At 65.7% G+C, this 21,164-nt stretch carries 23 protein-coding genes; 16 read left to right on the top strand and 7 right to left on the bottom strand.

Going from position 1 to position 21,164, the window contains the following annotated elements; translation table 11 throughout:
- The first annotated feature begins 1,798 nt into the window (after nucleotides 1–1,798).
- Nucleotides 1,799–3,022, top strand: a complete 1,224-nt coding sequence (locus J7E91_RS04455) for a phage major capsid protein (RefSeq protein WP_214899276.1) — start codon at nucleotides 1,799–1,801, stop codon at nucleotides 3,020–3,022.
- A gap of 331 nt (nucleotides 3,023–3,353) precedes the next feature.
- Here J7E91_RS04455 and J7E91_RS04460 read toward each other — a convergent pair whose 3' ends face one another.
- The 5 genes from J7E91_RS04460 to J7E91_RS04475 form a co-directional block, all read right to left on the bottom strand.
- Entirely contained in the window at nucleotides 3,354–3,563 is a 210-nt protein-coding gene (locus tag J7E91_RS04460) for a DUF397 domain-containing protein (protein WP_214899278.1), read from the bottom strand.
- A 1,260-nt stretch (nucleotides 3,564–4,823) separates the two neighbouring features.
- Nucleotides 4,824–5,657 (bottom strand): helix-turn-helix transcriptional regulator, encoded by an 834-nt coding sequence (locus tag J7E91_RS04465; protein WP_214899281.1) that lies wholly within the window; start codon nucleotides 5,655–5,657, stop codon nucleotides 4,824–4,826.
- Nucleotides 5,647–6,168: a DUF6879 family protein gene (locus J7E91_RS04470; RefSeq protein ID WP_214899284.1), complete on the bottom strand. Its 522-nt coding sequence runs from the start codon at nucleotides 6,166–6,168 to the stop codon at nucleotides 5,647–5,649. Before J7E91_RS04470 ends, J7E91_RS04465 begins: the two co-directional genes overlap by 11 nt.
- Complete coding sequence (locus tag J7E91_RS35680; RefSeq protein WP_251015177.1) at nucleotides 6,152–6,361, bottom strand: hypothetical protein; 210 nt, start codon at nucleotides 6,359–6,361, stop codon at nucleotides 6,152–6,154. The genes J7E91_RS04470 and J7E91_RS35680 overlap by 17 nt, the downstream gene beginning before the upstream one ends.
- A 198-nt stretch (nucleotides 6,362–6,559) precedes the next feature.
- Nucleotides 6,560–7,639, bottom strand: a complete 1,080-nt coding sequence (locus J7E91_RS04475; protein WP_251015178.1) for a site-specific integrase — start codon at nucleotides 7,637–7,639, stop codon at nucleotides 6,560–6,562.
- 377 nt (nucleotides 7,640–8,016) lie between these two features.
- Here J7E91_RS04475 and J7E91_RS04480 point away from each other — a divergent pair, with 377 nt between their 5' ends.
- Both J7E91_RS04480 and J7E91_RS04485 read left to right on the top strand, forming a co-directional pair.
- Nucleotides 8,017–8,463 carry a winged helix-turn-helix domain-containing protein gene (locus tag J7E91_RS04480; RefSeq protein WP_214899286.1) on the top strand — a complete coding sequence of 149 codons (447 nt, stop codon included), beginning with the start codon at nucleotides 8,017–8,019 and terminating at the stop codon, nucleotides 8,461–8,463.
- Nucleotides 8,464–8,474: 11 nt separating this feature from the next.
- Nucleotides 8,475–9,044 (top strand): HD domain-containing protein, encoded by a 570-nt coding sequence (locus J7E91_RS04485; RefSeq protein ID WP_214899288.1) that lies wholly within the window; start codon nucleotides 8,475–8,477, stop codon nucleotides 9,042–9,044.
- On the opposite strand, the gene J7E91_RS04490 is transcribed toward J7E91_RS04485, so the two are convergent.
- Nucleotides 9,032–9,505, bottom strand: coding sequence for an NUDIX hydrolase (locus J7E91_RS04490; protein ID WP_214899290.1), 474 nt, complete (start codon nucleotides 9,503–9,505; stop codon nucleotides 9,032–9,034). The two genes, J7E91_RS04485 and J7E91_RS04490, sit on opposite strands and share 13 nt — an antisense overlap.
- A complete protein-coding gene (locus tag J7E91_RS04495) occupies nucleotides 9,502–10,272 on the bottom strand; it encodes an XRE family transcriptional regulator (protein ID WP_028797982.1) in 771 nt (256 codons plus the stop codon). Before J7E91_RS04495 ends, J7E91_RS04490 begins: the two co-directional genes overlap by 4 nt.
- Nucleotides 10,273–10,820: 548 nt before the next feature.
- Between J7E91_RS04495 and J7E91_RS04500 the strand changes: the two genes are divergently transcribed.
- The 13 genes from J7E91_RS04500 to J7E91_RS04560 all read left to right on the top strand — a co-directional run bounded on the left by J7E91_RS04500 (nucleotide 10,821) and on the right by J7E91_RS04560 (nucleotide 20,986).
- Entirely contained in the window at nucleotides 10,821–11,597 is a 777-nt protein-coding gene (locus J7E91_RS04500; protein ID WP_214899292.1) for a DUF4097 family beta strand repeat-containing protein, read from the top strand.
- A gap of 96 nt (nucleotides 11,598–11,693) precedes the next feature.
- Nucleotides 11,694–12,164, top strand: coding sequence for a DUF3307 domain-containing protein (locus J7E91_RS04505; RefSeq protein ID WP_214899294.1), 471 nt, complete (start codon nucleotides 11,694–11,696; stop codon nucleotides 12,162–12,164).
- An 80-nt stretch (nucleotides 12,165–12,244) separates the two neighbouring features.
- Nucleotides 12,245–12,562, top strand: a complete 318-nt coding sequence (locus J7E91_RS04510; protein WP_214899296.1) for a hypothetical protein — start codon at nucleotides 12,245–12,247, stop codon at nucleotides 12,560–12,562.
- Nucleotides 12,559–13,233: a GGDEF domain-containing protein gene (locus J7E91_RS04515; protein ID WP_214899298.1), complete on the top strand. Its 675-nt coding sequence runs from the start codon at nucleotides 12,559–12,561 to the stop codon at nucleotides 13,231–13,233. Before J7E91_RS04510 ends, J7E91_RS04515 begins: the two co-directional genes overlap by 4 nt.
- Nucleotides 13,230–14,129, top strand: coding sequence for a DUF2637 domain-containing protein (locus J7E91_RS04520; RefSeq protein WP_214899299.1), 900 nt, complete (start codon nucleotides 13,230–13,232; stop codon nucleotides 14,127–14,129). Before J7E91_RS04515 ends, J7E91_RS04520 begins: the two co-directional genes overlap by 4 nt.
- Nucleotides 14,129–14,518 carry an RRQRL motif-containing zinc-binding protein gene (locus tag J7E91_RS04525; RefSeq protein WP_214899300.1) on the top strand — a complete coding sequence of 130 codons (390 nt, stop codon included), beginning with the start codon at nucleotides 14,129–14,131 and terminating at the stop codon, nucleotides 14,516–14,518. The genes J7E91_RS04520 and J7E91_RS04525 overlap by 1 nt, the downstream gene beginning before the upstream one ends.
- Nucleotides 14,519–14,618: 100 nt before the next feature.
- On the top strand, nucleotides 14,619–16,799 hold the full coding sequence (locus J7E91_RS04530) for a cell division protein FtsK (protein WP_214899301.1): 2,181 nt from the start codon (nucleotides 14,619–14,621) through the stop codon (nucleotides 16,797–16,799).
- A gap of 140 nt (nucleotides 16,800–16,939) precedes the next feature.
- The gene (locus tag J7E91_RS04535) at nucleotides 16,940–17,233 is read left to right on the top strand and encodes a hypothetical protein (RefSeq protein WP_214899302.1); all 294 of its coding nucleotides are present in this window, start codon (nucleotides 16,940–16,942) and stop codon (nucleotides 17,231–17,233) included.
- A gap of 5 nt (nucleotides 17,234–17,238) precedes the next feature.
- Nucleotides 17,239–17,427 carry a hypothetical protein gene (locus J7E91_RS04540; protein ID WP_214899303.1) on the top strand — a complete coding sequence of 63 codons (189 nt, stop codon included), beginning with the start codon at nucleotides 17,239–17,241 and terminating at the stop codon, nucleotides 17,425–17,427.
- A gap of 11 nt (nucleotides 17,428–17,438) precedes the next feature.
- Nucleotides 17,439–18,047 (top strand): hypothetical protein, encoded by a 609-nt coding sequence (locus J7E91_RS04545; RefSeq protein WP_214899304.1) that lies wholly within the window; start codon nucleotides 17,439–17,441, stop codon nucleotides 18,045–18,047.
- Nucleotide 18,048: 1 nt separating this feature from the next.
- The gene (locus tag J7E91_RS04550) at nucleotides 18,049–18,429 is read left to right on the top strand and encodes a hypothetical protein (protein WP_214899305.1); all 381 of its coding nucleotides are present in this window, start codon (nucleotides 18,049–18,051) and stop codon (nucleotides 18,427–18,429) included.
- 83 nt (nucleotides 18,430–18,512) lie between these two features.
- Nucleotides 18,513–19,439, top strand: a complete 927-nt coding sequence (locus tag J7E91_RS04555) for a bifunctional DNA primase/polymerase (protein WP_214899306.1) — start codon at nucleotides 18,513–18,515, stop codon at nucleotides 19,437–19,439.
- The gene (locus tag J7E91_RS04560; RefSeq protein WP_214899307.1) at nucleotides 19,436–20,986 is read left to right on the top strand and encodes a YfjI family protein; all 1,551 of its coding nucleotides are present in this window, start codon (nucleotides 19,436–19,438) and stop codon (nucleotides 20,984–20,986) included. The genes J7E91_RS04555 and J7E91_RS04560 overlap by 4 nt, the downstream gene beginning before the upstream one ends.
- The last annotated feature ends 178 nt before the right edge of the window (nucleotides 20,987–21,164 follow it).

Here is a 21,164-nt window from a genome sequence, read left to right on the forward strand (position 1 = left end):
AGGAAATACGGCCCTCGCTCGACCGGATAGAGGATGCGACCGGTATCGACCGGTCGAAGGCTAGCCGCTGGCTGAGTTCCGGCGTGTCGCTCGGCTATCTCGCAGTGGCCCGAGAGGGATCGCGAGGCGTGGCCACCACCTACCGAATCGCCATTCCCGGAGAAAAGCCCGAGAAGGCGCCTTCGGCCGCCTCTCGTAAGAACCGGGTACCGAGGCAAGGCAGGTCTCCCGAAAGGCGCCCTGTGGCCATTCCAGGGCCGCACACGGAGCCTACGCCGAAGAGGACTGCCGATGCCATTACTTGGCATGACCTCTCCTCGGATGCTCAAGCGGTGTTCTTCTGGCCTCCCGCTGAGCGGGATCAGTATTGGAAGTCCGAGTATGGGGACTACGAGGCCGCCGTTCGGGCGGCGGTGGCTAACAACCCCTACCTTCCTGTGTAAGTCCTGTCTCACAAACGTAGGGTTTCTGAAATAGGCCAGTAGTGCCGCTGTCTCACAACAGCGGTTCTGTTGTCTCACAGCTACACCTTACTGTCTCACAACTCCGGGGTTTGTGAGACGTAACTAGGAACTAGTAACTACAGACCCTTTCGGGTCTGTATAGCTACAAGCAAGCTTGTAGCTAATGCCCTGGCCGGTGGAAGAACCGGGCAGCCAGGCTCCCTATCGGGGCCTGTCTCTCGGCCAAGGCTGAAGCTCGAAGCCTGCGGGGCAGAGCGAAGAGCTAACAGAACACACTCCTTCGGCTTGCAAGCCTTCGGAGTCTCTACCGGCCAAGGCAGAGTGAACGACTCCCTCGGGGAGTCGGAGCGACAGAGAACAGTTGCGCTCTCCTCGGCCTTCCGGAAATCGAGGCCGGCGAGCGGCTATGTGCCGCTCTGTGGGTCGATCTAGGACTTCGCCAACGCTCCCCTTTTGATCCCTTCGCTTGTGGTTCTGAAAGCCACTCAGGGCTTCTCTACCGGCCAAGGCAGACCCCGACCGACGGGAGGGGGGAGTCCGAAAGGATTCCGAGTCCCTTCTCCGCACCCGCCGCCTTCCCTTCACGCGAACGCGCGGGGGTTAGCTCGAAGTCGTGGGACCGAAACTCCGGGCCCATCGGTGACCGTCGCCACACATCGTTCCGATGCGGGAATCGTGCAGATAACAGGTCTACGGGGAGTGTAGTGATGCGAACCTTTCCCTTCGGGGCGGGATCGGAGAGAGCGGCACGGGCGGTGTTGCTGAGGTAGCAGCCCCCATGGTTTTGCTCCAAAGGCCATGGGGGCTGCATCCCTTCTGTCTTCCGGGCAACACGGGCTCTCTCCAACGAGCAATGGAAATGAAAAACATGGACGACACTGTCACGCTTCGGTGCTGGGCTTGTTTCAAGGAATTCAGCGTCACTTATGGGCCGGGGCGTCCCCGGCGGTACTGCGAAGCTCGATGCAAGTCGGTGGCGCGTATGGCGGTGCGCAGGCTCCGTTATGTGGCGAAGGCGGAAAAGCAGCGTAGGGCCCATGGCGCTGGAAAGTGAGCGCCCCAAACCTCATGACTTCGGATACTCCTTCCACCTGATCGTCAACGCCGAAGATCTTCAAGCAGCACTGAAAGAGCGAATCGACGAATGTCAGCGTAGAGCTGACTCGTCTAGATATCCCACGGCCCGAGCTGAATGGCTTAGGCACATTAGAGACCTTCGTGCCGCCATGGCCGAAGGAGAGTAATCACCGCCTCACTTTGAACCGCCCACCCATTCGGGTGCCAGGGCGGTTTTCTCATGGCCGCTTCCGGCCCGAACCATGAAGGAACCATTCATGAAGATTGAGCTTCGAAAGATTTTTGAGTCCGCAGAGGCCGACAATAGCGGCCTTACTGATCGGCAGATTGCGGCCGTCATCAACTCGATTCCAGCGGAAGAGAGGATGGCGCGCACTGAGATTCTCGCTGCGATCAATGGTCCGCATGGATCAAATTCTCCGGAGACTCGCAAGTCTATTGCCGAGACTCTGAATTACATGGAGATGCGCGCGGCTGATAGTCGAGAGGATCGGTCGCGACTCGACCGTGAGTCCGAGGTTCGTTCTCTGGCTGCGCGTGCTGGCGCGGTGGCGATTCCGTCCGGTGGGTCGGCCTCGGATGAGGGAGCCCAGGAATGGCGTTCCCTTGTCCCGTCTCTCAGCGAGTACCGCGCCATCTCCGGTGGCGTCGCCCAGGAGGGCGGTTACACGGTACCCACGGAGATTTCCGGGAAGTACATCGACGCGCTTAAGGCGAAGTCGACCTTCCTGCGGGGCCTGCCCGAGGGTAGCGTCATTCCCTTTACCTCTGCCACCTTCTCGGTTCCGCAGCTCGTCTCTTCCACTGGTGCTGACTATGTCGCCGAGGGGCAGACCATTCCCGAGGGGCAGATGGTTTGGGGTGAGGTCAAGTTCACCGCGAAGAAGATTGGCGAAGTGCAGTGGGCTTCCGTCGAAGTGTTGGAGGACTCGGCCGTTGATCAGCGGAGAGTGATCGCCGATAACCTTCTTCGCGATGCTTCGCTGAAGTTCGACAATGATGCGTTCACCGGATCGGGAGTGAACCCGATCAAGGGAATCCTTTCTCAGGGAACCTCGACGACCCTCGGTGCTGGAAAGGTAACCGTCACTTATGACGACCTGGCCGATGCCGTCGCTCGTATCGAGTCGACGAACGGCACCCCGTCTGTGGTGTGGGCTTCTGTCGATATGGCTGCGGCTCTCCGGAAGGAGAAGGCCGCTGGCTCCGGCGTGTACCAGGGGGGTTCTCCGACTGACGCTCCGGCGTCCACGGCGTGGGGTCTCCCGATCCTGCCGAGTGCATTCCTGCCCGCTAAGACTGTGATCGTCGCCGACGCTTCCCGAATCGTTGTCGGTGTTCGCCGTAACGCCACGGTGCGAATCAGTGAGGATGCTCGCTTCGATAAGGATCAGGTCGGCTTCAAGCTGACTCTTCGAATCGCTGGTGTCTCGCTTGCCGAGGCATCCTCGGTGCAGATCGTCAAGGCCGCTGCCAGCTAATCGCACGGCAGCCCAATTCGTAGGCCCCCAGCCCGCCGGCTGGGGGCCTATTCTTGTTTTCCGGTCCTAAGCGCGGGATTCCAACGGAGACAAAGAGAAGCCCCGCGGGGGGACGCACGGGCAGGGCCGATTGGGAATGGTCCCTTGCTCAGTGCTTGCGCTGCCTGGTCGGCGCTCGGGTGGCAGCGTCACGCCACCACCACAAGCCCCGGCAGCCAGGCTCAGACAGCCCCGAGTGCGTCCCGCACTGCGGGCACCAAGGCAACCCGCTCTCGGGGTCTGTCAGGCACTCAGCAGCGCACTGGGGGCACTTGCGCACGGGGACCTTCTCTCAGGCGCTCAGATCGAACTCTCCGCCCTTGATCGCGGCAGTGAGCGTCGCCCAGTCAGCGGGCGTTATGGTGACGATGGTGTCCGGTCGCTGACTGTCCCGCAACGCCACCACCCCCGGTACGTTCAGTGCCACCTCAGGGCAGTTGTCCACACGGGCGTCACGGCATGCCGCCGCCGTGACGAACTCGAATTCGGGCCGTTGGGTCATGGTGCCAATTCCCTTCGCCGAACAGCGGGGATACGGTCCCCGCGCCGTCGTGCAACCCGCCCCGGCCGCTCGACCTGTCCAGGGTTTCCACCACCGGGGCGGGAACCGATCCCAAACGTCCACCCCTAGATCAACCTGGGGGCGTCTTTGGGAAGATCAGAGGACAGCCGCAAATTGTCTTCGGGGTGCCCGTACTGCTTGTGCGTCCGCATCGCCTCAATGGTTCTCATGCTCTCGGCCTCTTTCCCTGAGCGGGTAGCCGCTTTTACCCGCCTGCGCAGGGATGCACATTGGACGCATGATGTGGGGTCGACTTGACCGCTTCGCGGCGCTATAAGGTTCAGTAGTTCTTGTACCGACATGCTTTGTTGCCCCCTATAGGTTGCCGGTCGCGGCAAGCGTGATGATCAATCCGCATGCGAGCCAGGTAGCGAACACGAAGGCTGACGGCGCCATTCGGCCGAGGAATCGACTCACCACTTCCAGCCTTCGAGCATTCCGCCCACACACCGAGGACACCGAACCTTCTCGCGGCCATCGCATGTCGAGCACCCGCCGAATCCCGCACAGGTGGGGCACCACACTTCCTTATCGCCGAAGCACGCACCGCAAATGGTGGCGTTCTCGATCATCCATTCAACGACCGTGGGCGGCCTGTCGGCATTGGCCCCATACCCCGTACGGCCCGCCCGAGGCTTCCTCTTCGGGCGGGTCGGCGCCGTGGTCACGGCCTGGCCCCGTGCGTGCATAGCCGGATCTTGCGGGCCGCATCGAAGCGCGCGGAAGCGTTTCGTGACTTTTTCGCCGCGTTCAATTCAGCGAGAGCGTCCGCACACTGCGGGCACCCGTTGCGCGGCTTCGCTTCGTACAGCCAATCGTCTAGCGGCAATTCAACCGGAGCGCCGGGGTACTTTGGGGGCGTGGTCATACAGCCACCCCCCACACGGCCGCAATAGGCAGCCTCCGGCCCGCCCCTACGGCACTATGCGGGTGGTTGCCAATCTCCCGATTGGCACTCGCCACGGCTCCGGCTACACCCGCTTCACGCGCCACTGCACGGGATTGGGAGAGCGCGGCGCACGTCATGCATCCTTCGACGCCAACCGGTTCTAATCCGGGGTTCCTGGCTACCGGTCCGGTTCGGGATTCATCGTGCGCCGCATACTCAAGCATCGATCGCCCCTCAGTTCCATGTCTGTCAGGACATGGTGCCAAGGGGGGCGCACGGCTAGGCGGTTTATTGGCGTTGTCGGGTAAAGATCATGAGCGGAGCTGGTTGGCCCATTCGGACAGTCGTTCTCTGGCTTCATCCCCGAACAAGGCGTATCCCTCATAGGCGCTGAATTCATTTAGGTACGCCGAAACATCCCGGTGATCCCGGAACACCATTGCACCGGTCGACGTCTCTACTGTCGCTATCCGTGTGTCGTAGATGGTGAAGGTATTCAACGGGCATACTGGCAAATGGCCGCCCAGCGGGATGATTCCAAGTCGAATGTTTGGGAGGAGGCTAATCGACACTAGTCGATCAATCTGCATGGCCATGGCTGATGCAGGAAGAAACGGCCACCTGGCGGCTTGCTCAGTCAGGATGAACGTGAAGCGCTTTGACGTGTCGTAAAGAACTGACTGTCGCTCTAGCTTCTTCGCAATCGCCTTACTGTGGTCACCGGGGATGTGGGCAAGACTCGCCCTCACGTATTCGGGTGTCGCAAGTAGACCAGTCACCACGGACAGCAAGAAATACCTGAACTCCGTGGAAGCCCGCTCGAAGCCGGCTAGCTCATTCTGTTTCTTCTCCAAGCCGGTGCGGCGCTGCGACCACACGTCTTGCCACTCTGTGTTCGCCGTACGCGTTAGGGCCACTACTTGAGAGACAAGCTCGGGCGGGGCATCCAAAGCTCTGAGGATCAGTTCAACGTCAACAAGACTCGGCGTTAGCTTCGCCCCTTCAATGTTGCTGATCTTCGTCTGTGACATGTTGCAACGCTGAGCGAGCCGGGTCTGAGTGATCCCGGCTCGCTTGCGAAGCGTCTTCAGTGTCTCGGCTAGGTCATGCTTCGACTGGCCCAGCTCTTCCGGGTTAAGCGTCAAGGCCCTTCACGTACTCTTCGAAAGGCACCGACTCAGCCAGCGCAATGCGCTGATATTCCACGTAGGGCGTCACGTCGCCCTCGAACACTTCCCGGCTGATCTGCGTTCCGTCCGCTTCGTAGTTCATGAGGACGACTTCCGATTTGTCGAAGATCCAGAAGTCTTGGACACCGACCAGCGGGTTATTCCGGTCGGTCACGTCCATAATCCGAATGTCCTCGCCTGCCCATACATGCGGCAGGTAGTACATGAACTCATAGCGGAGATAGTCGGAGAGGGGGCGAGTGACGACGTGCACGCGCCCTTTGCTCTTGCCCTCGCGGCGTACCCGTTTTAGATCTTCGGTGTACTCGTTCGAGTGCGTGTGAGGATCGATTCGTTCGCCTGCCAGATAGGCCCGGATCTCTTCCGCTTCCTGGGGCACGTTGTACGCGGGCAGGGTTTCGAGTCGCCATGCCTCGTTCTGGAAGTCCCGGAACTTGGCCTGCCACGCGTCACCATCCAAGAGCACGGACAGCCTCCCTCAGAACATGCTCGGGGATCTTCACCAGTGCCTCACCAGCCGGAGGCCGGAACGCTTCGCACATGTCGCCCTGGACGACGATCCCGCCGTCTGTCTCGTCTCGATAGATGTTGGGACAGTCGTTCTGATTGCACTCCCCATTACCACTGCCGGTGAGTCGGGTCAGTTCCTCCCGCGCCATGCTGAAACCCCTTGCGTCTGGCCCCTGTTGGGGCGGTGACTACGACGGTACGAGGGGCCGACACGCCCGTCTATGCGGCAACGCCAATATTCGCGTAGTCGGGTAAGGATCTTGCCGAGTGCTGTGAGCCGTCTCCGGTGCCTCAACAACGACAAGAGCCCCTGACGGGCATCAGGGGCTCTTGTCGTGCTGCTGGTGTCAGTGTCGGTCGCCGAGCTGGTGAATGGCCGAGACAGCACGCTGTGCGGCCATGTCAGCGGCGTAGCGGCGCAACATGCTGCGATCCTTCCAGCCGCCCGCCTCCATCACGTTTTCGGCGGATACCCCGGCTTCGAGCATTTCGTGGGTCCAGGTGTGGCGGTGCATGTGGGGTGCCACCTTGCCGTAACCGGCCTGCTCCGAGCGACGGTTGAGCATCCGATACAGGCCGCTGTACTTCAGGTGCCCACGGCCCCGAGTGCCGAGCCACAGATACCCGCCCCCGGCGTGGCGGTGCCCCTCGCGGGCGCGGAGGTAACGGCGGAGCGCGATCACGGTCTTCGGCTGCAACGGCACGATGCGTCCGGCGCGAGCCGCACGCGCGCCCTTGATCGGCGGTACCTGCAAAACGCCCTCTTCGAGGTGCAGGCTGTCCACGGTCAGCCTCAGCAGCTCATCAGCGCGTACGCCCTCGGTCAGCACACGAATCATGGCGTGATCGCGGGTGCGCTCGAAGTCCCGGACACGGGGACTACCGCCTTCGGTCACCTTCAACACGTCCTTGATGAAGTCATCGCTCAACGTCTTCGGCGTTGCGTCCTGAGGTGCGCTGTACCGCTGGAACTTCTTGTCGTCCCACGGGTGCGGGTGGTCGTACTCCTCGGCAAGCCAGGTGAACAGGTGGCGAAGATTACGCTGCTTCGTGTTCGTGCCACCCGTGAAGCTCTCATGCTGCTTCCGGTCGTGGGTCCGCTGATACCAGCGGAAGAAGCGGTTGAGGGTGTCGACGTCGCACCCAGTGAAGCCGTCGTAGATGCGCTCTTTCGTCATCCAGTGGTGCAGCGCAATGGCCGCATCCCTGTACGCGCCGATGGTGCGCGGAGCGTACGGGCGACCGTTCCTGTTGGTCTTCGCTCGCAGCACGTCGGCGAACTCTTCGATCATCGATTCCCGCTGTGCAACAGCGGCGGCCGTCTTCGATCGAGCGGGGCGCGCAGCGACCGGCGCGGCGGTGGTGACAGGGGGAGTAGCGACGGCTCGAAGCGGGCTCTTGCGGGCCGTCGTGGCAGTGCTCGGCATCCTGGCTCCTGGTGGAGTCTGGGCAAGGCAATCTGCGCTCTGTCGGCAGTCTCTAGACAACAAGAAAGCCGCTTGGCAGTTTGCCTAGCTCTTCGGCTAAGGCTGCCAAACGGCTTCTCAAGGCACGTTTCCGCAGTTCACTGCGGCTTCTGTGCCCCCGGCAGGATTCGAACCTGCGCACACGGCTCCGGAGGGCATGATCAGGTAGAGCAGCATTGTGCGTCTGACCTGCGGGAAAGCTACATCAAGATCACGTAGGCGAGACTTTCACTCGCCACTCACTCGGAGTGCCTCTGAACACGACGTGCAGCGCCGCGCTGCTGGGTGGCCATGGGATCCTTGACGACGAGCAGCAGAGAGACGCGAGAGGAGCCGAAGTGTCGGAGGCCAGTCCACGTGGAACCTACCTGGTCATCTCGGAGGCACTACGGAAGGCGATCGAAGAGGGCGAGATCAGCGACACCCTGCCGTCTGAGGCTGATCTCATGCGCTCGCACGGGGTCTCACGCAACACCATCCGCCGCGCTCTCAAGGTCCTCGAAGCCGAGGGCGCCCTTGAGTCCGCGCCTGGGATCGGCTGGCGCATCGCCCGAGGTGGCGACCGGCGTTCCCTGCTGGAACGGATGACTGATGCGATAGCTGAAGACTCGCTGGCGGTTGGCGATACGTATCCGTCTGAAGCGAAGCTCTGCGAGCGCTTCGGTGTATCTCGTACGGCGGTGCGCCGCGCGCTTGCCCAGATGGAGGGAACCGGCTTGCTCGCCACGGTTCATGGCAAGGGGCGCACCGTACGCGCTCTCCCGACGTCATCCGTCCGGCCGTAGCCTTGGCAGCCATGGGACTGAATGAATGGGCGTACTCGCTCTCCGAATCGCTGCTGTCCGACCCGCTGCCTCGCCGGTGGGCGCACTCCCTCGGGGTCGCCAAGCGCGCTCGTTCCCTGGGGGCGATCCTTGGCGACGATGCGGAGCTGCTGGAAGCAGCCGCCGTGTTGCACGACATTGGTTACTCGCCGAGCATCGCTACCACTGGCTTTCACCCGCTGGACGGGGCCCGGTTCCTCCGAGACCAGGAAGGGGCGGATGAGCGGGTGGTCCGACTCGTGGCCCATCACTCCTGCGCCCTTTTGGAGGCTGAGGAGCGCGGTCTCAGGCAGGAACTGGAGAGCGAATTCGAGCTGGAGCGCCCCGACCTCGTTGACGCGTTGCTCTTCTGCGACATGACAACGACGCCGGACGGGACGCACACCACGCCGGCCGATCGGCTTGACGAGATTGTGCAGCGGTACGGACCCGACACGATCGTCGGACGCTTCATCCAACGTGCGGCGCCGGAGATCTACGCAGCCGCGGAACGGGTTGAGGGCCGCCTGGCCAAGGTGGCAGCGGGAGATCAGCCGATGTAGGGCTCATGCCGCGAGTCGTCCAGGCCGTGCTGGATGCGCAGCCGCATGGACGGGTGAATGTTCAGGTCATCGAGGTCCGCTGGGTCAACCCAGCGGACCTCTTTCGACTCGCTGCTTGTGCGCAGAGAACCGCCGGTTGGGTGGGCGCGGAAGCAGATCGAGAACTGCTGCCGTACCTCTCCGTCGTCGTACGCCAGGACATGCTCAGGGTTGGTGTAGAGCCCCACGATGCTGTCGATCTGGACAGTGATCCCCGTCTCCTCCTCCACCTCCCGCACGACCGTGTCACCGATGCTCTCCCCGATGTCGTGGCCGCCCCCGGGGAGTGCCCACAGGTCATTGTCGGTCTTGTGGATGATCAGAAGCCGTCCGTCGTCGTCGCGGACGACTGCCGTTACCGAGGGCACCACGGAGTTGGCCTTGGGCGCGTTGGGGTCGCGGAAATAGTCGATTCGGCTCACGCGTGCAGACCTCCGCAATCGGCGGGTGAAGTGATGGGCCTGGCTGTCTCCCAGACCCGTTCGATGCTCTCAGCGTACGCATCGAACAGTTCGCCCCCTGGCACGCGCTGAATGTGCAGCACCGGGGCCATGTATGCCCCGACCCCGTACAGATGGCCGTTGGCCAGCATCTCGTCATCGGCCCGGTAGATCGAGTTGTAGAGCGTGGTGCTGTGGAGTCGGAACTCGACTCCGGGGAGTCCGAAGAGTGGGCTGTAGTTGATGAGGGCGTTTCGAATCTTGCTGGCCATGGCCGGTCCGATCCCCTCATCCTCGCCACGCACGGCCACGGCAGGGCTGTCCGGAGCTCCGAGCATGAAGCGGATGCGCACGCCGGCCGCTGACTTCTCCTTGACGACCCGGTGGAACGCAGGGTCCTCAGTGAGCCAGAAGCCCGAGTACACGAGCACGTCGAAGCGCTCCCGTGCTTGCGCGTAGAGCTGTGGCCACAGCCGGTTCGGCACGACGGACCGGTGTGGATACAGCTTGATCAGCTCAGCGTTCCCAGCCTCGGTGACCTCGGCTGATGTCCGCTCCTCGGGCCACAGGTAGGACACCTCACATTGCAGTAGCGAGGCAGCCGCGTACTGGAAGCGCCGGTAGGGCTTGCGCTTCGGATCACCGATCCAGCGCTCAACCGTCTTGGCCGACACCCCCAAACGCGCGCCCACTTGATCGAGCGTCATGCCGCTCTCGACGATCGCGCCTCGCAGCCTCTCGTTGGCCATGTCGTGCTCTCCCCCGGCTGGGACGACTTGGGACGACTTCACCGTAGCGAAGTCGTCCAAGGGCTGTACACGTACGGGGTCGATCGTCTTCGCCGCTGAGGCCAAGCTGTAAGCACATCGACAGCGAGGGACTCGCAGAACCGAACAGCCGAAGGGCTTGACGGAGCGAATCTCTCTCTGCATGATGAGGAACACGTAATACATGTTCCTCATCGCGACAGTGCCCGTCTGAACCGGCGGAGCCGCACGAAACCGCAGTACCTGCACCAGCCGGAAGAACCGGGAAGGCGACGTTGTCGCACGCCAACGGGCTGGGAGCGGTCGTTCCTTGAGAACTGAACAGAGTGCCAAGAACGAGTGATTTTGGCTGCTGATGGCTCCCCTGTGGAGGCGTCAGCAGCAATGACCACTCGTCTTCGACGAGCGGTCGCCGTGGCCCGGACTTCTGGGGCGCACGGCTCGCTCAGCACGTTCCTGCCGGGCGGTCGTCTCTCGCCAAGACCGCGACCGCCCCGGCTTCCTCCCTTCGCGCATCAAGGAGTTCCGCAATGACTGAGCGCACCTTCGTTTCCAGCTCCAACGGCCCCGTCGTCCTGGGGCTGGGCCTGCCCATGGGCAGCGTCCACGTGCAGGTCATCGACAGCCTCACCAGTGCCCGCGTGACGCTGCGGACCGCCGACACGTCGGGTCCGGCCGCTGACGCGGTCAACGCGGCCCGCATCACCGAGAACGGCCAGGCCGTCGCGGTGGAGGTCCCCGAGATCCCCGGCAACGTGATGATGCAGAGCGTCCGGGACAACCGGGTCACGCAGAGCATGGGAACGGTCTACGGATCGGTCACCGGCGTCACCATCGTCAACGGCCGTGTCATCAGCGGCGGTGGCGCGAGCACGATGACCACGGTCAGCCCGATTGAGGCCAGGGTCGCTCTGCCGGCCAACTCCTCACTCGCGGTGGTCTCCACATCCGCCGATGCCGTCGTGGATGGCGACGTGGACCGTATGGAGTTCCGCTCCACTTCCGGCGACTTGCAGGTTGACGGGGCCCGGACCGTGAACGCGTCAACCACGTCCGGCGATGTGACGGTCTGGCGTGTGGCTGAGCAGATGGTGGCCCGCTCGGTCTCCGGTGACATCGCCGTGGACCTGTACAGCGGCAGCAACGCCGAGCTGAACACCACCTCGGGCGACGTGAAGGTACACGCCACGCTCAAGGCGTCCGGCGCCCTGTGCGCCAACACCGTCTCCGGCGACGTGAGCGTCAGCGGCGGGCACGGCCTGCGCGTCAGCGCCCACAGCGTCAGCGGCGACGTCCGCACCCGCTGACCACAGACGTTCCTTCCCGCCGGGGTGGCCGCCTCTCGCCAAAGACCGAGGCCGCCCCGGTCGTCCGCGTTCCCTTCACGCCAAGGAGTCCTGTAGATGGATGCCGCAACCTTCGCCGCTGTCTTCATCGCCCTGTACGTCGCTCACAGCGTGGGTGACCACTGGGTTCAGACCTCGCATCAGTCGGCCACCAAGGGCAAGCCCGGTTGGACGGGCCGCCTGGCCGACGCACGCCACGTCGCCACACTCACCGCCACCAAGCTCGCGCTGCTGCTGCCTGTGGCCGCTGTGCTGGGCCTGCACCTGTCCGTGCTTGGTCTGGTGACCGGTCTGGGACTGGACGCGGTGACGCACTGGTGGGCGGATCGCCGCAGCACCCTCGCGTGGCTGGCCAAGGTCACCGGCAAGACCGAGTTCTACGGACTCGGCACCCCGGCCCACCCCGCACATCCGGTCACGGCCGAAGGTAAGCCCGCAGCCCACCTCGGCACCGGCGCCTACGCCCTTGACCAGTCCTTCCACTACCTGTGGCTGCTGGTCGCCGCGCTCATCATCACCACCGTCTGAACCGCCTCCCGCCGGGGCGGTCGCCTCTCGCCAAAGACCGAGGCCGCCCCGGCTCCCTTCGCTCTTCAGGAGAGATCCACATGCGTACGTACATCGGTAACCACCAGGCTCTGAACGCGACCGAGTTCGAAGAGCTGGCGCTCGGCTTCGACACCCTGCCCCTCGGTATCGACCGCGACCTGTTCCGGGGTCCGCTCACCCCGGAGTCGCCCGAGGAGCGCGCGGCCCGTCTGGACGTGGCCCGTGAGGTCATCGCGGACCTGGCCGCGCAGGGTGAGGGCGGTGACGAGGTCGCCGCGTGGGACGCGCTGTACGCCGACGCGCTCACCCGCACCGTGCCGTTCCTGCGCGCCGCCCGTTCCGCCGGCCGTTCGGCTGGGACGGAGGAAGCGGCATGAGCCAGACCCTTGCGGCCCTGGCCGCAGCCCTTCCGCTCGCGTCCGGCTGGTCCATCCACAGTCTGCGGATGCGGCGCCGGATCGAAGCGGCCCGCCGTGACCCGCTGACCGGCCTGTGGACGCGTGACCCGTTCGAGGAGCGGGCCTGCAAGAGCCTGGCCGAAGGCCAGCAGCGGGCCGTATACGTCGTAGACCTCAACTGGTTCAAGCAGATCAACGACACCTTCGGCCACGCTGCTGGGGACGCTGTGATCCGGGCTACCGGGCAGCGCTTCGGGGAGTGGACCGAGGACAACGCCGGAATCGCGGGGCGCCTGGGCGGGGATGAGTTCGCCGCCATCACTCCCGTGGACGGAAACACAGCCACCGTGACGGACAACCTGCATTCCAAGCTGGCTGACCTGCTGGACCGGTTGGAGCAGCCGGTGGAGTTCGAGGGCCAGGACATCGACGTGTACGCGTCGATCGGCGCGGCCCGGTACTGGCGGGCTGGTACCGCTGATCTGTCCGCTCTGCTGCGCCGGGCGGATGAGCAGATGTACAGCATCAAGCAGGAGGGCGGGGGCTATGCCATCGCCCCGGCGCTCGGATCGGTCCCGGAGTTCCGGACGGTCAACGGCCGTCGCGAGGGCCGCCGTGGCGCGACTGGCGGAACGGGGGCAGCGGCATGAACCGCTTCGCCAAAACCTTGCTGGTCGCTGCTCTGGTCGGTGTGGTCGGCATGGCCTTCCGTGTCTCGTGGAACGCGCAGCGGGACGTGGCCCGGACGGTCGGCGCGGACGGAACGGCCGCGCTGCTGTACCCGTTCGTGGTCGATGGCCTGATGGCCCTGGCGCTGGTCGCCACCCTCGTGCTCACCGGCAAGGACAAGGCGTTCGCGCTGCGGGTGCTGGCCGGTTACACGGCCGCGTCCCTGGTTCTCAACTACGTGCACGGGCTGGTTCCCGCACTGCACGGCGGGGGCGAGCGGATGCAGTTGGCCGACTGGGACCCCGCCAACTGGGTCCTCGTGCTGCTGGCCACCTCACTGCCGGTCGGGTCGATTTTCTTCGGCTCGGACCTCGTGGCGAAGGTGCTGCACCACCGACCGGCCCCGGTCGCAGATCAGGATGAATCAGATCAGTCCACAACAAATCGGTTGGGGTCTGACCTGCACGAGTCGGCCACCGAGGCACCGGCTGCGGTGGCCGCACTTCCGGCCCCTGAGTTGGCCGATCCGGTACCGGTGATCGAGCCGGTTCAGGCGGTTGAGTCCGCTTCGGCAGTCGAGCCGGTGGAGGCCACGGAGTCGGCTCCGGTGAAAGCGGTAGCTGCTGTGGAGTCGGCTCCGCGTCGGGCGACCGGTCGGGTACCGCAGTCGGCTCGCACGCCCCGACCGACCCGCACCCCGGACGAACTCCTTGCCGAGGCGCGGTCGGTCACGGCCGACTGGTCGGATGGTGAGCTGACGGCCGAGGCGATCCGTAAGGCGGTCCGTACGTCGTCGGCCAACGGCCGCACGCTGCGGGACGCGCTCAGGGCGGAGCGCGCCGTACCGGATGACGGTGCCGAGGCGACGGCCGCGTAATGGGCAGCAGCCGCTTCTACGACCCCACCGGCGCCCGCTACGGAGTGCCTACGTTTCCGTGGCGGATGGCACCGGACGGGTTGGTGACCCGCCGTCAGCTTCGCTCACACGAGCTGAGGCCTGGCGGGCAGGACATCGCCGCTCAGGTCCTGTGGTACTCGCGCCGCTACTGGCGCAAGGGCACGAACCCGATCCGCGTCGCCTACCTGTACCGCATCGACCTGGCCAAGCCGGTCCGGCCGATGACACCGGCCAAATGGGCGGCACTCGCCAAGGCGAACGCCGCCCGCCGTGTCTGCCCCGAGTGCCGCACCGATGCCGGATACCGCATCCCGGCCTCGCTCGGCATGTGCGTGCCCTGCGCGGACGCACCCCGGCTCGCTGCCTGACCTCACACAACTCCCGCTCAGCGGGGCCCGGACGGCTCGCCTGCCAAAGCGTCGTCCGGGCCCCTTCCAACCCCACTCGACAAGAGGGAGCAGACCCACCGTGTCTGAGAACACCGTCACTGGCCAGAGCGAAGAGCCCGAGCGTCCTGACGCCGAGGTCTTCGACATCACCACCAAACGACCCGCTGCCGCCACCCCCGCCCCGGAACCGGCCGAAGCGCCCGTTCCCGCCGCGCCGGCCGAAGCGGACGACGACGAAGACGAGTCGCCCCGACTGCGGCCGGTCGACTCACCTGACCTCCCCGCCCCGGGCATCACGAACTACAAGCGGCTGCCGATCCTGCCGAGTTGGCTGACGTCCAAGCCGGGGTTCGTCTCCACCACTCAGCGCGCGGCCAGCAACGCGTTCTACTCCACCGTCTTCCACGGCATCCGTACCCCCTGGTACGCGCTGCAGCTCGGGCTGAACGCCCCGCGCGGCGCGGCCCGCATGGTGCGCGACACCAACCGGTGGATGTGGGACGCCGAGGCTGCCCCGCTGCGTGCCTACGAGGTCTACAAGGAGAACACCGCCGAGTACCTGAAGCTGTCGCGTCAGCGGGACAGCCGTGTGCGGCTGCGGGTGCTGGTCACGACGGTGGGCCTGATCTTCGGTACGGGGTTCGCGCTGACCATGTACGTCATGGCCCCGGGCTGGCTCGCGGTGCTGGCGTCGGCTGCGGTGCTGGTCGCCGGTTTCTGGGGTGCTCCGAAAGGCCAGCCCGTCATCGGGCCCGCGGTGCTCAAGACCGAGATCCAGAAGCTCACCGGCGCAATCGTGCTGCGCGCGCTGGACAACATCGGCAACCCGAGGCTGACGGCCGCCATCAAAAAGGGCGGTGACATGAACGGGATGCGCTTCACCTCCGAGATCACCCGCGATGGCCCCGGCTACCGCGCTGACCTGGATCTTCCGTGGGGTGTCACCCCGGAGGACATCATGGAGGCCCGTAAGCCGCTGGCGTCCGGGCTGCGCCGCAAGGTCGGCTGTGTGTGGCCCTCAGCCGATCCGACGGAGCACGAGGGACGGCTGATCCTGTGGGTGGGCGACAAGCCCATGAACGAGACGACCAAGCCCGCCTGGCCGCTGCTGAAGTCCGGGCAAGTGGACCTGTTCAAGCCGGTCGTGTTCGGCAACGACCAGCGCATGGGCGACGTGGCCGTGACCCTGATGTTCGCCTCGGTCGTCGTCGGCTCCATCCCGCGCATGGGCAAGACGTTCCTGATGCGTCTGTTCCTGCTCATCGCCGCTTTGGACCCGCGTGCGGAGCTGTACGCGTTCGACTTCAAGGGCACCGGCGACTTCGGCGCCCTGGAACCGGTCTGCCACCGCTACCGGGCCGGTGACGAGGATGAGGACATCCTGTACGTCCTGGAATCGCTGCGGGAGCTGCGGGCGGAGCTGCGCAGGCGGGCGAAGGTCATCAAGTCCCTGCCGCGCTCGCGCTGCCCGGAGTCGAAGGTCACGCCCGCACTGGCCAACGACAAGTCCCTTGGCCTGCACCCGATCGTCGCCGGATTCGATGAGTGCCAGGTCCCCTTCGAGCACGAGAAGTACGGCAAGGAAATCGAAGAGATCGCCACCGACCTGGGCAAACGCGGTCCGGCCCTGGGCATGGTGACCTTGTTCGGCACCCAGCGCCCCGACGCGAAGTCGCTGCCCACCGGCATCTCAGCGAACGCGGTGCTGCGGTTCTGCCTGAAGGTCATGGGCCAGCCCGCCAACGACATGGTGCTGGGCACGTCGATGTACAAGGCCGGATACCGGGCCACGATGTTCTCCCGCACCGACCGCGGTATCTGCTGGATGGCCGGTGAGGGCGATGATCCGCGCATCGTCGCGTCCGCGTTCGTGGATGCGCTCGGGGCCGAACAGGTCGTCGTGCGGGCCCGCAAGATGCGCGAGGAGTACGGCAACGTCACCGGCCACGCCATCGGGCAGGAACCGGAGAGCGGTGAGGCCGCCTTCGATCTGCTGGCCGACATCCTCAGGGTCGTGCCGGCCGATGAGGACAAGGTGTGGAACGAGAAGGTTGCCGCGCGCCTGGCCACGCTGCGCCCGGAGGTCTACGGCGGCTGGAAGGCCGAGACGGTCACCTCGAACCTCAAGCCGCACGGCGTCACCGCGCAGGACGTATGGGGCTCCACCGACAAGGGCAAGGGCACCACCCGCCGGGGCATCGCCCGAGCCGACGTCACCGCAGTCATCACCGTGCGTGACGGAAAGCGGTCCGAAGGCTGACGCGCACCGGTGCTAGACCTAGCAGCCACCGCTGCTAGGTCTAGCACCCCTACTAGCAGCCCAAACCGGCCCCTATCAGCGATCTCGCACCTAGCATCCCACCTGCGAAAACGCCGGAAACCCCGCCTGGAAGGCACCCCATGACCCTCATCCTCCTTGCTAGCGTCTGCCTGCTCATCGTCACTCTCGGTTACGCGAGTCTGTGTGCGGGCAGCCCGTTCGGCAACTGCCGCAAGTGCCGCGGCTTCGGCTTCGCGATGAAGAGCGACCGCAAGGGCCGCCTCAAGCGCGGCAAGCCGTGCCGCCGCTGCAAGGGCCACGGCAAGCGCATACGCGTCGGACGCCACCTCTACAACCTGTGGCTGCGCCTCTACCGCGACGGCACCGACACCCCCGCCAAGAAGCCCGCCTTCAAGCCTGCCCCGAAGGGATAACCCCGATGGCCATCACCGTCTCGCTCGTCGCCCTGTTCGGACTCGTCCTGTTCTTCCTGCTCCGCTCCAAGAGCCTCAGCTACGGCTCCGCGTTCATCGCCGTCATGTTCGGCTTCTACCTCGCCTCCACCGGCGCCTCCCAGCCGATGAACGACCTCACCACCGCCGTCGTCAACGCCATCGGCAACCTGTAGAGGAGCTGGCCATGAACGAACCGATCATCGCCCGGCACTGGCTCGCCATCGCCGCGCCCAAAGCTGCGCCTGCCATCGCCACCTCCACCGTGCTCACCCTCGGCAGGATCTGGAACACCAACGGCGCCGAACACAGCGTCGGCAACGCCGCGTTGATGGTCGTGCTCGCCACCGGGGCCGCGACGGCCGGCGCTTTCGCTTCGGCCGGTCACGCCGGGGACCCCGTCATCGCCGGAACCGCGTTCGCTGTCTCGGGCGGGCTCGCTCTGGCCGGAGTCGCCGGATACGCGGACGGCATCTCATTGCCGCTGCTGCTGTGGGCACTGGCCACCGCCGTCGCCTACGGACTCGCAGCCCGCTACTGGCGCACCGACCGCCGCGACACGATCGCCCACCACCGGCACACCACCGAGCGGCACGAAACCCACGCACACGTCGAACGCGTGGAAGCCCTGCGCGCCGGAGCACAGATCGAGGTCGCCCGCACCGGTGCCGCCTACGCCGAACAGCTCGCCACCGCACTCATCACCCGCGCAGCCCTGCCCGGCTTCGACCCTGCCGCCCTGGCCAACGCAGGGCTGCCGGAACTGCCTGCTGCCGACATCGCCAAGGAGCACTGACGTGGCCGCAACCCGTAAGCCGGAGGGCAACGCGGACACCGCCGCGGAAGCGGTCCGCAAGTTCAACCACGCCACCCTGTCCAACGCATGCTCACGCTCGGGCAGCCTGCACTACCCCGGGCAGGCGTACTCCAGCGTCGCCGCGTTCAAGAGGATGGCGCAAAACCTGCCGCAGTCCTTCGAGCAGACCAGCGGCTTTCTCACCCGCCTGCACCTCGACGGCACCCTCACCGCTGACTACGGCCTGGTGGCAGACCACGTGAGCAAGGCCAAGACCGCGCTGGCCGAAGCCTCCCGCTGCGCGGACATGCTCGCCGATGCCCTCAACCGGGCCCACAGCGCGCTGTCGCCCATCGGCTACAGCGGCGAAATCGAAGACTGAATCCGCCCGGGGCGGTCGCCTCTCGCCAAAGACCGCGACCGCCCCGGTTCTCCGTCCCTTCGCAGAAACAGGAGACCCCCAGCATGACACCAACCCTCGCCCCGGCGCTGCTGTGCGCCGCCCTGGCCGCCGCTGAGCGCGGCTGGCCCGTCTTCCCCCTGCGCCCCGGCGACAAGCGGCCCGCCGGACACCCCGAACGCAACTGCCCCCGCACCGGTCGGTGCGCGGACGGTCACCGCACCCCGGAGCAGCGCGCCACCCTCGACGCCGAGCACATCACTCAGTGCTGGCAGGCGGCCCCCTACAACGTCGGCATCGCCACCGGCCCCGCCAACCTCGTGGTCGTAGACCTCGACATCCCCAAGGACGACACCGACACCGCACCGCCCCAATGGGCGGGCATGGCCGATGGCCTGGACGTGTTCGCCGCGCTGTGCGAGCGCGCTGGCGAGCGGCTACCGACCGAGACCTTTTCGGTGCGCACCCGCCGTGGCGGACAACACCTGTACTTCACCGCACCTGCCGAAAAGCGGCTACGCAGCACGGCGGACGCGTTGGGGTGGAAGGTCGACACCCGGGCCTGGGGCGGGTACGTGGTTGCGGCCGGCAGCATCGTGGGCGGAGCTCCGTACGAGATCATTCACGACGCGCCCCCGGCCCCCCTCCCTGCGTGGCTTGGTGACCTGCTCACCCCGCAGCCCGCACCGGCCCCGATGCCGCTGGCCGAGCTGTCCGCCCGGATGCGCAATGCCACCTCCTACAGCACCGCAGCGCTGCGCGGGGAGCTGGAAAAGGTGCTGTCCGCCCGCCAGGGCGGTCGTAATCGTGCTGTGTACTTTGCCGCCTACGCTCTCGCCCGGATGATCCGCAACGGCGATCTCACCGAGGCCGCCGTCACCGGCGAACTCATGAGCGCCGGGCAGTCCACCGGCCTGCCCGCCGGAGAATGCCGCACCGCGATCCGCTCCGGACTCGTCCGCGGCGGCGCACTGGAGGCGAGTGCAGCATGAGCACACAGCCCGTGGACAGCTCGGAACTGTGGGCCGGATTCGAAGCCCTGGACGCACACCAGGCAGCCGCAGCCCCGTGGGAAGAGCCGATCCCGCTCACCGCGCGGCGCGAACTCCCCGCCTTCCCCACCGAGGTCTTCCCGGCCTGGCTCGGGGACTTCGTCCGGGCGGTCGCGGAGGAGACACAGACGCCGGTGGACATGGCTGCCTCACTCGCGCTCGCGGTGCTGTCGACCGCTGCCGGGGGCCGCGCCGTGGTCCACGTCCGGGGCCGCTGGCGTGAACCCACGAACGCGTTCGTGGTCGTCGCGCTGCCGCCGGGCAACCGGAAGTCGGCCGTGTTCTCCCTGATGACCAACCCGCTCTACAAGTCGGAAGCGCTGCTGGCCGCCGCTTCGGCCAGCACGATCATCGAGGCCGAAATCACGGCGAAGCTCGCCAAGGAGGTCGCGGAGAGCGCAGCCGCCAAAGCGGCCCGCGCGGACGCCGACAAGCGCGATCAGCTCGTGGCCGAGGCCATCAGCCTCGCGCAGACCGCCGAATCTCTCACCGTGCCCGCTAAGCCCCGTCTGCTGGCCGATGACGCGACGCCGGAGGTTATTGCTTCACTGCTGGCCGAACAGGGCGGCAGGCTGGCCGTGATGAGCGCTGAGGGCGGCATCTTCGACATCATCGCGGGACGCTACTCCGGAACCCCCAACATGGAGGTCTTCCTCCGGGGCCAGGCAGGCGACCGGCTGCGCGTGGACCGCCGGGGACGTGAAGAGTTCATCGAAGCCCCCGCACTGACCATGGGCCTGACGGTGCAGCCGTCCGTCCTGGAGGACATCGGCCGCATCAAAGGAGCAGGGGACCGGGGCCTGTTGGCCCGGTTCCTGTACTCGCTGCCCACCTCTCTCGTGGGGCATCGCAAGATCCTGCCCGACACCATCCCCGACGAGGTGGCCGACACCTACGAGGAACGCGTCATCGCGCTGACCATGTCCCTCGCGGACTGGACAGACCCGGCGGTTCTTCAGCTCTCACCCGAGGCGAACGATGTGCTGGTCGCCTACGAGAAGCGGCAGGAACCACGGCTGCGCAAGCGCGGCGGCGACCTCGGGCACATCGGAAACTGGGCCGCGAAGCTGGGGGGTGCGACCTGCCGCCTTGCCGGGCTGCTCCACCTGGCCACGCACCCCGAGAACGGCCACACCCAGCCCATCACTGCCGACACCATGCGCGCCGCGGTGACGCTCTCGGACTACTTCACCGGCCACGCTCTCGCGGTCTTCGACCTCATGGGCGCCGACCACACCGCCAACCGCGCCCGCATCGTCTACGAGCTGCTGCGCGCCAACGAGTGGACCGAGATCAGCAAACGCGAAGTCATGGTCAAGCTCTCCCGCTCGGAGTTCCCCACCGTGGCGGATCTCGACCCGGCGCTGAACCTGCTGGAAGACCACGGATACATCCGAGCACAGCCCGTTCACCGCTCCGGGGGACGTGGCCGGCCACCGTCCCCGCGCTACCTCATCCACCCGCAGCTGAGCGAACCCACCGTCTGACCCCCGCCACAGAAACCACAGAATCACAGAAATAACCCTGTGCCGCCCCTGACCTGCACGAACGCGGCCATGGGCGGCAGGGGAGCGGCTGCCACAGAAACCCGCAGAAGAACCACACAAATACGAGCCCACCCAGGGCGCCTTATTTCTGTGGAACTTCCCGCGCTTTCTGTGGCAG

It is taken from the genome of Streptomyces sp. ISL-99, from assembly GCF_018614005.1.
GTDB classification, from domain to species: domain Bacteria; phylum Actinomycetota; class Actinomycetes; order Streptomycetales; family Streptomycetaceae; genus Streptomyces; species Streptomyces flavidovirens.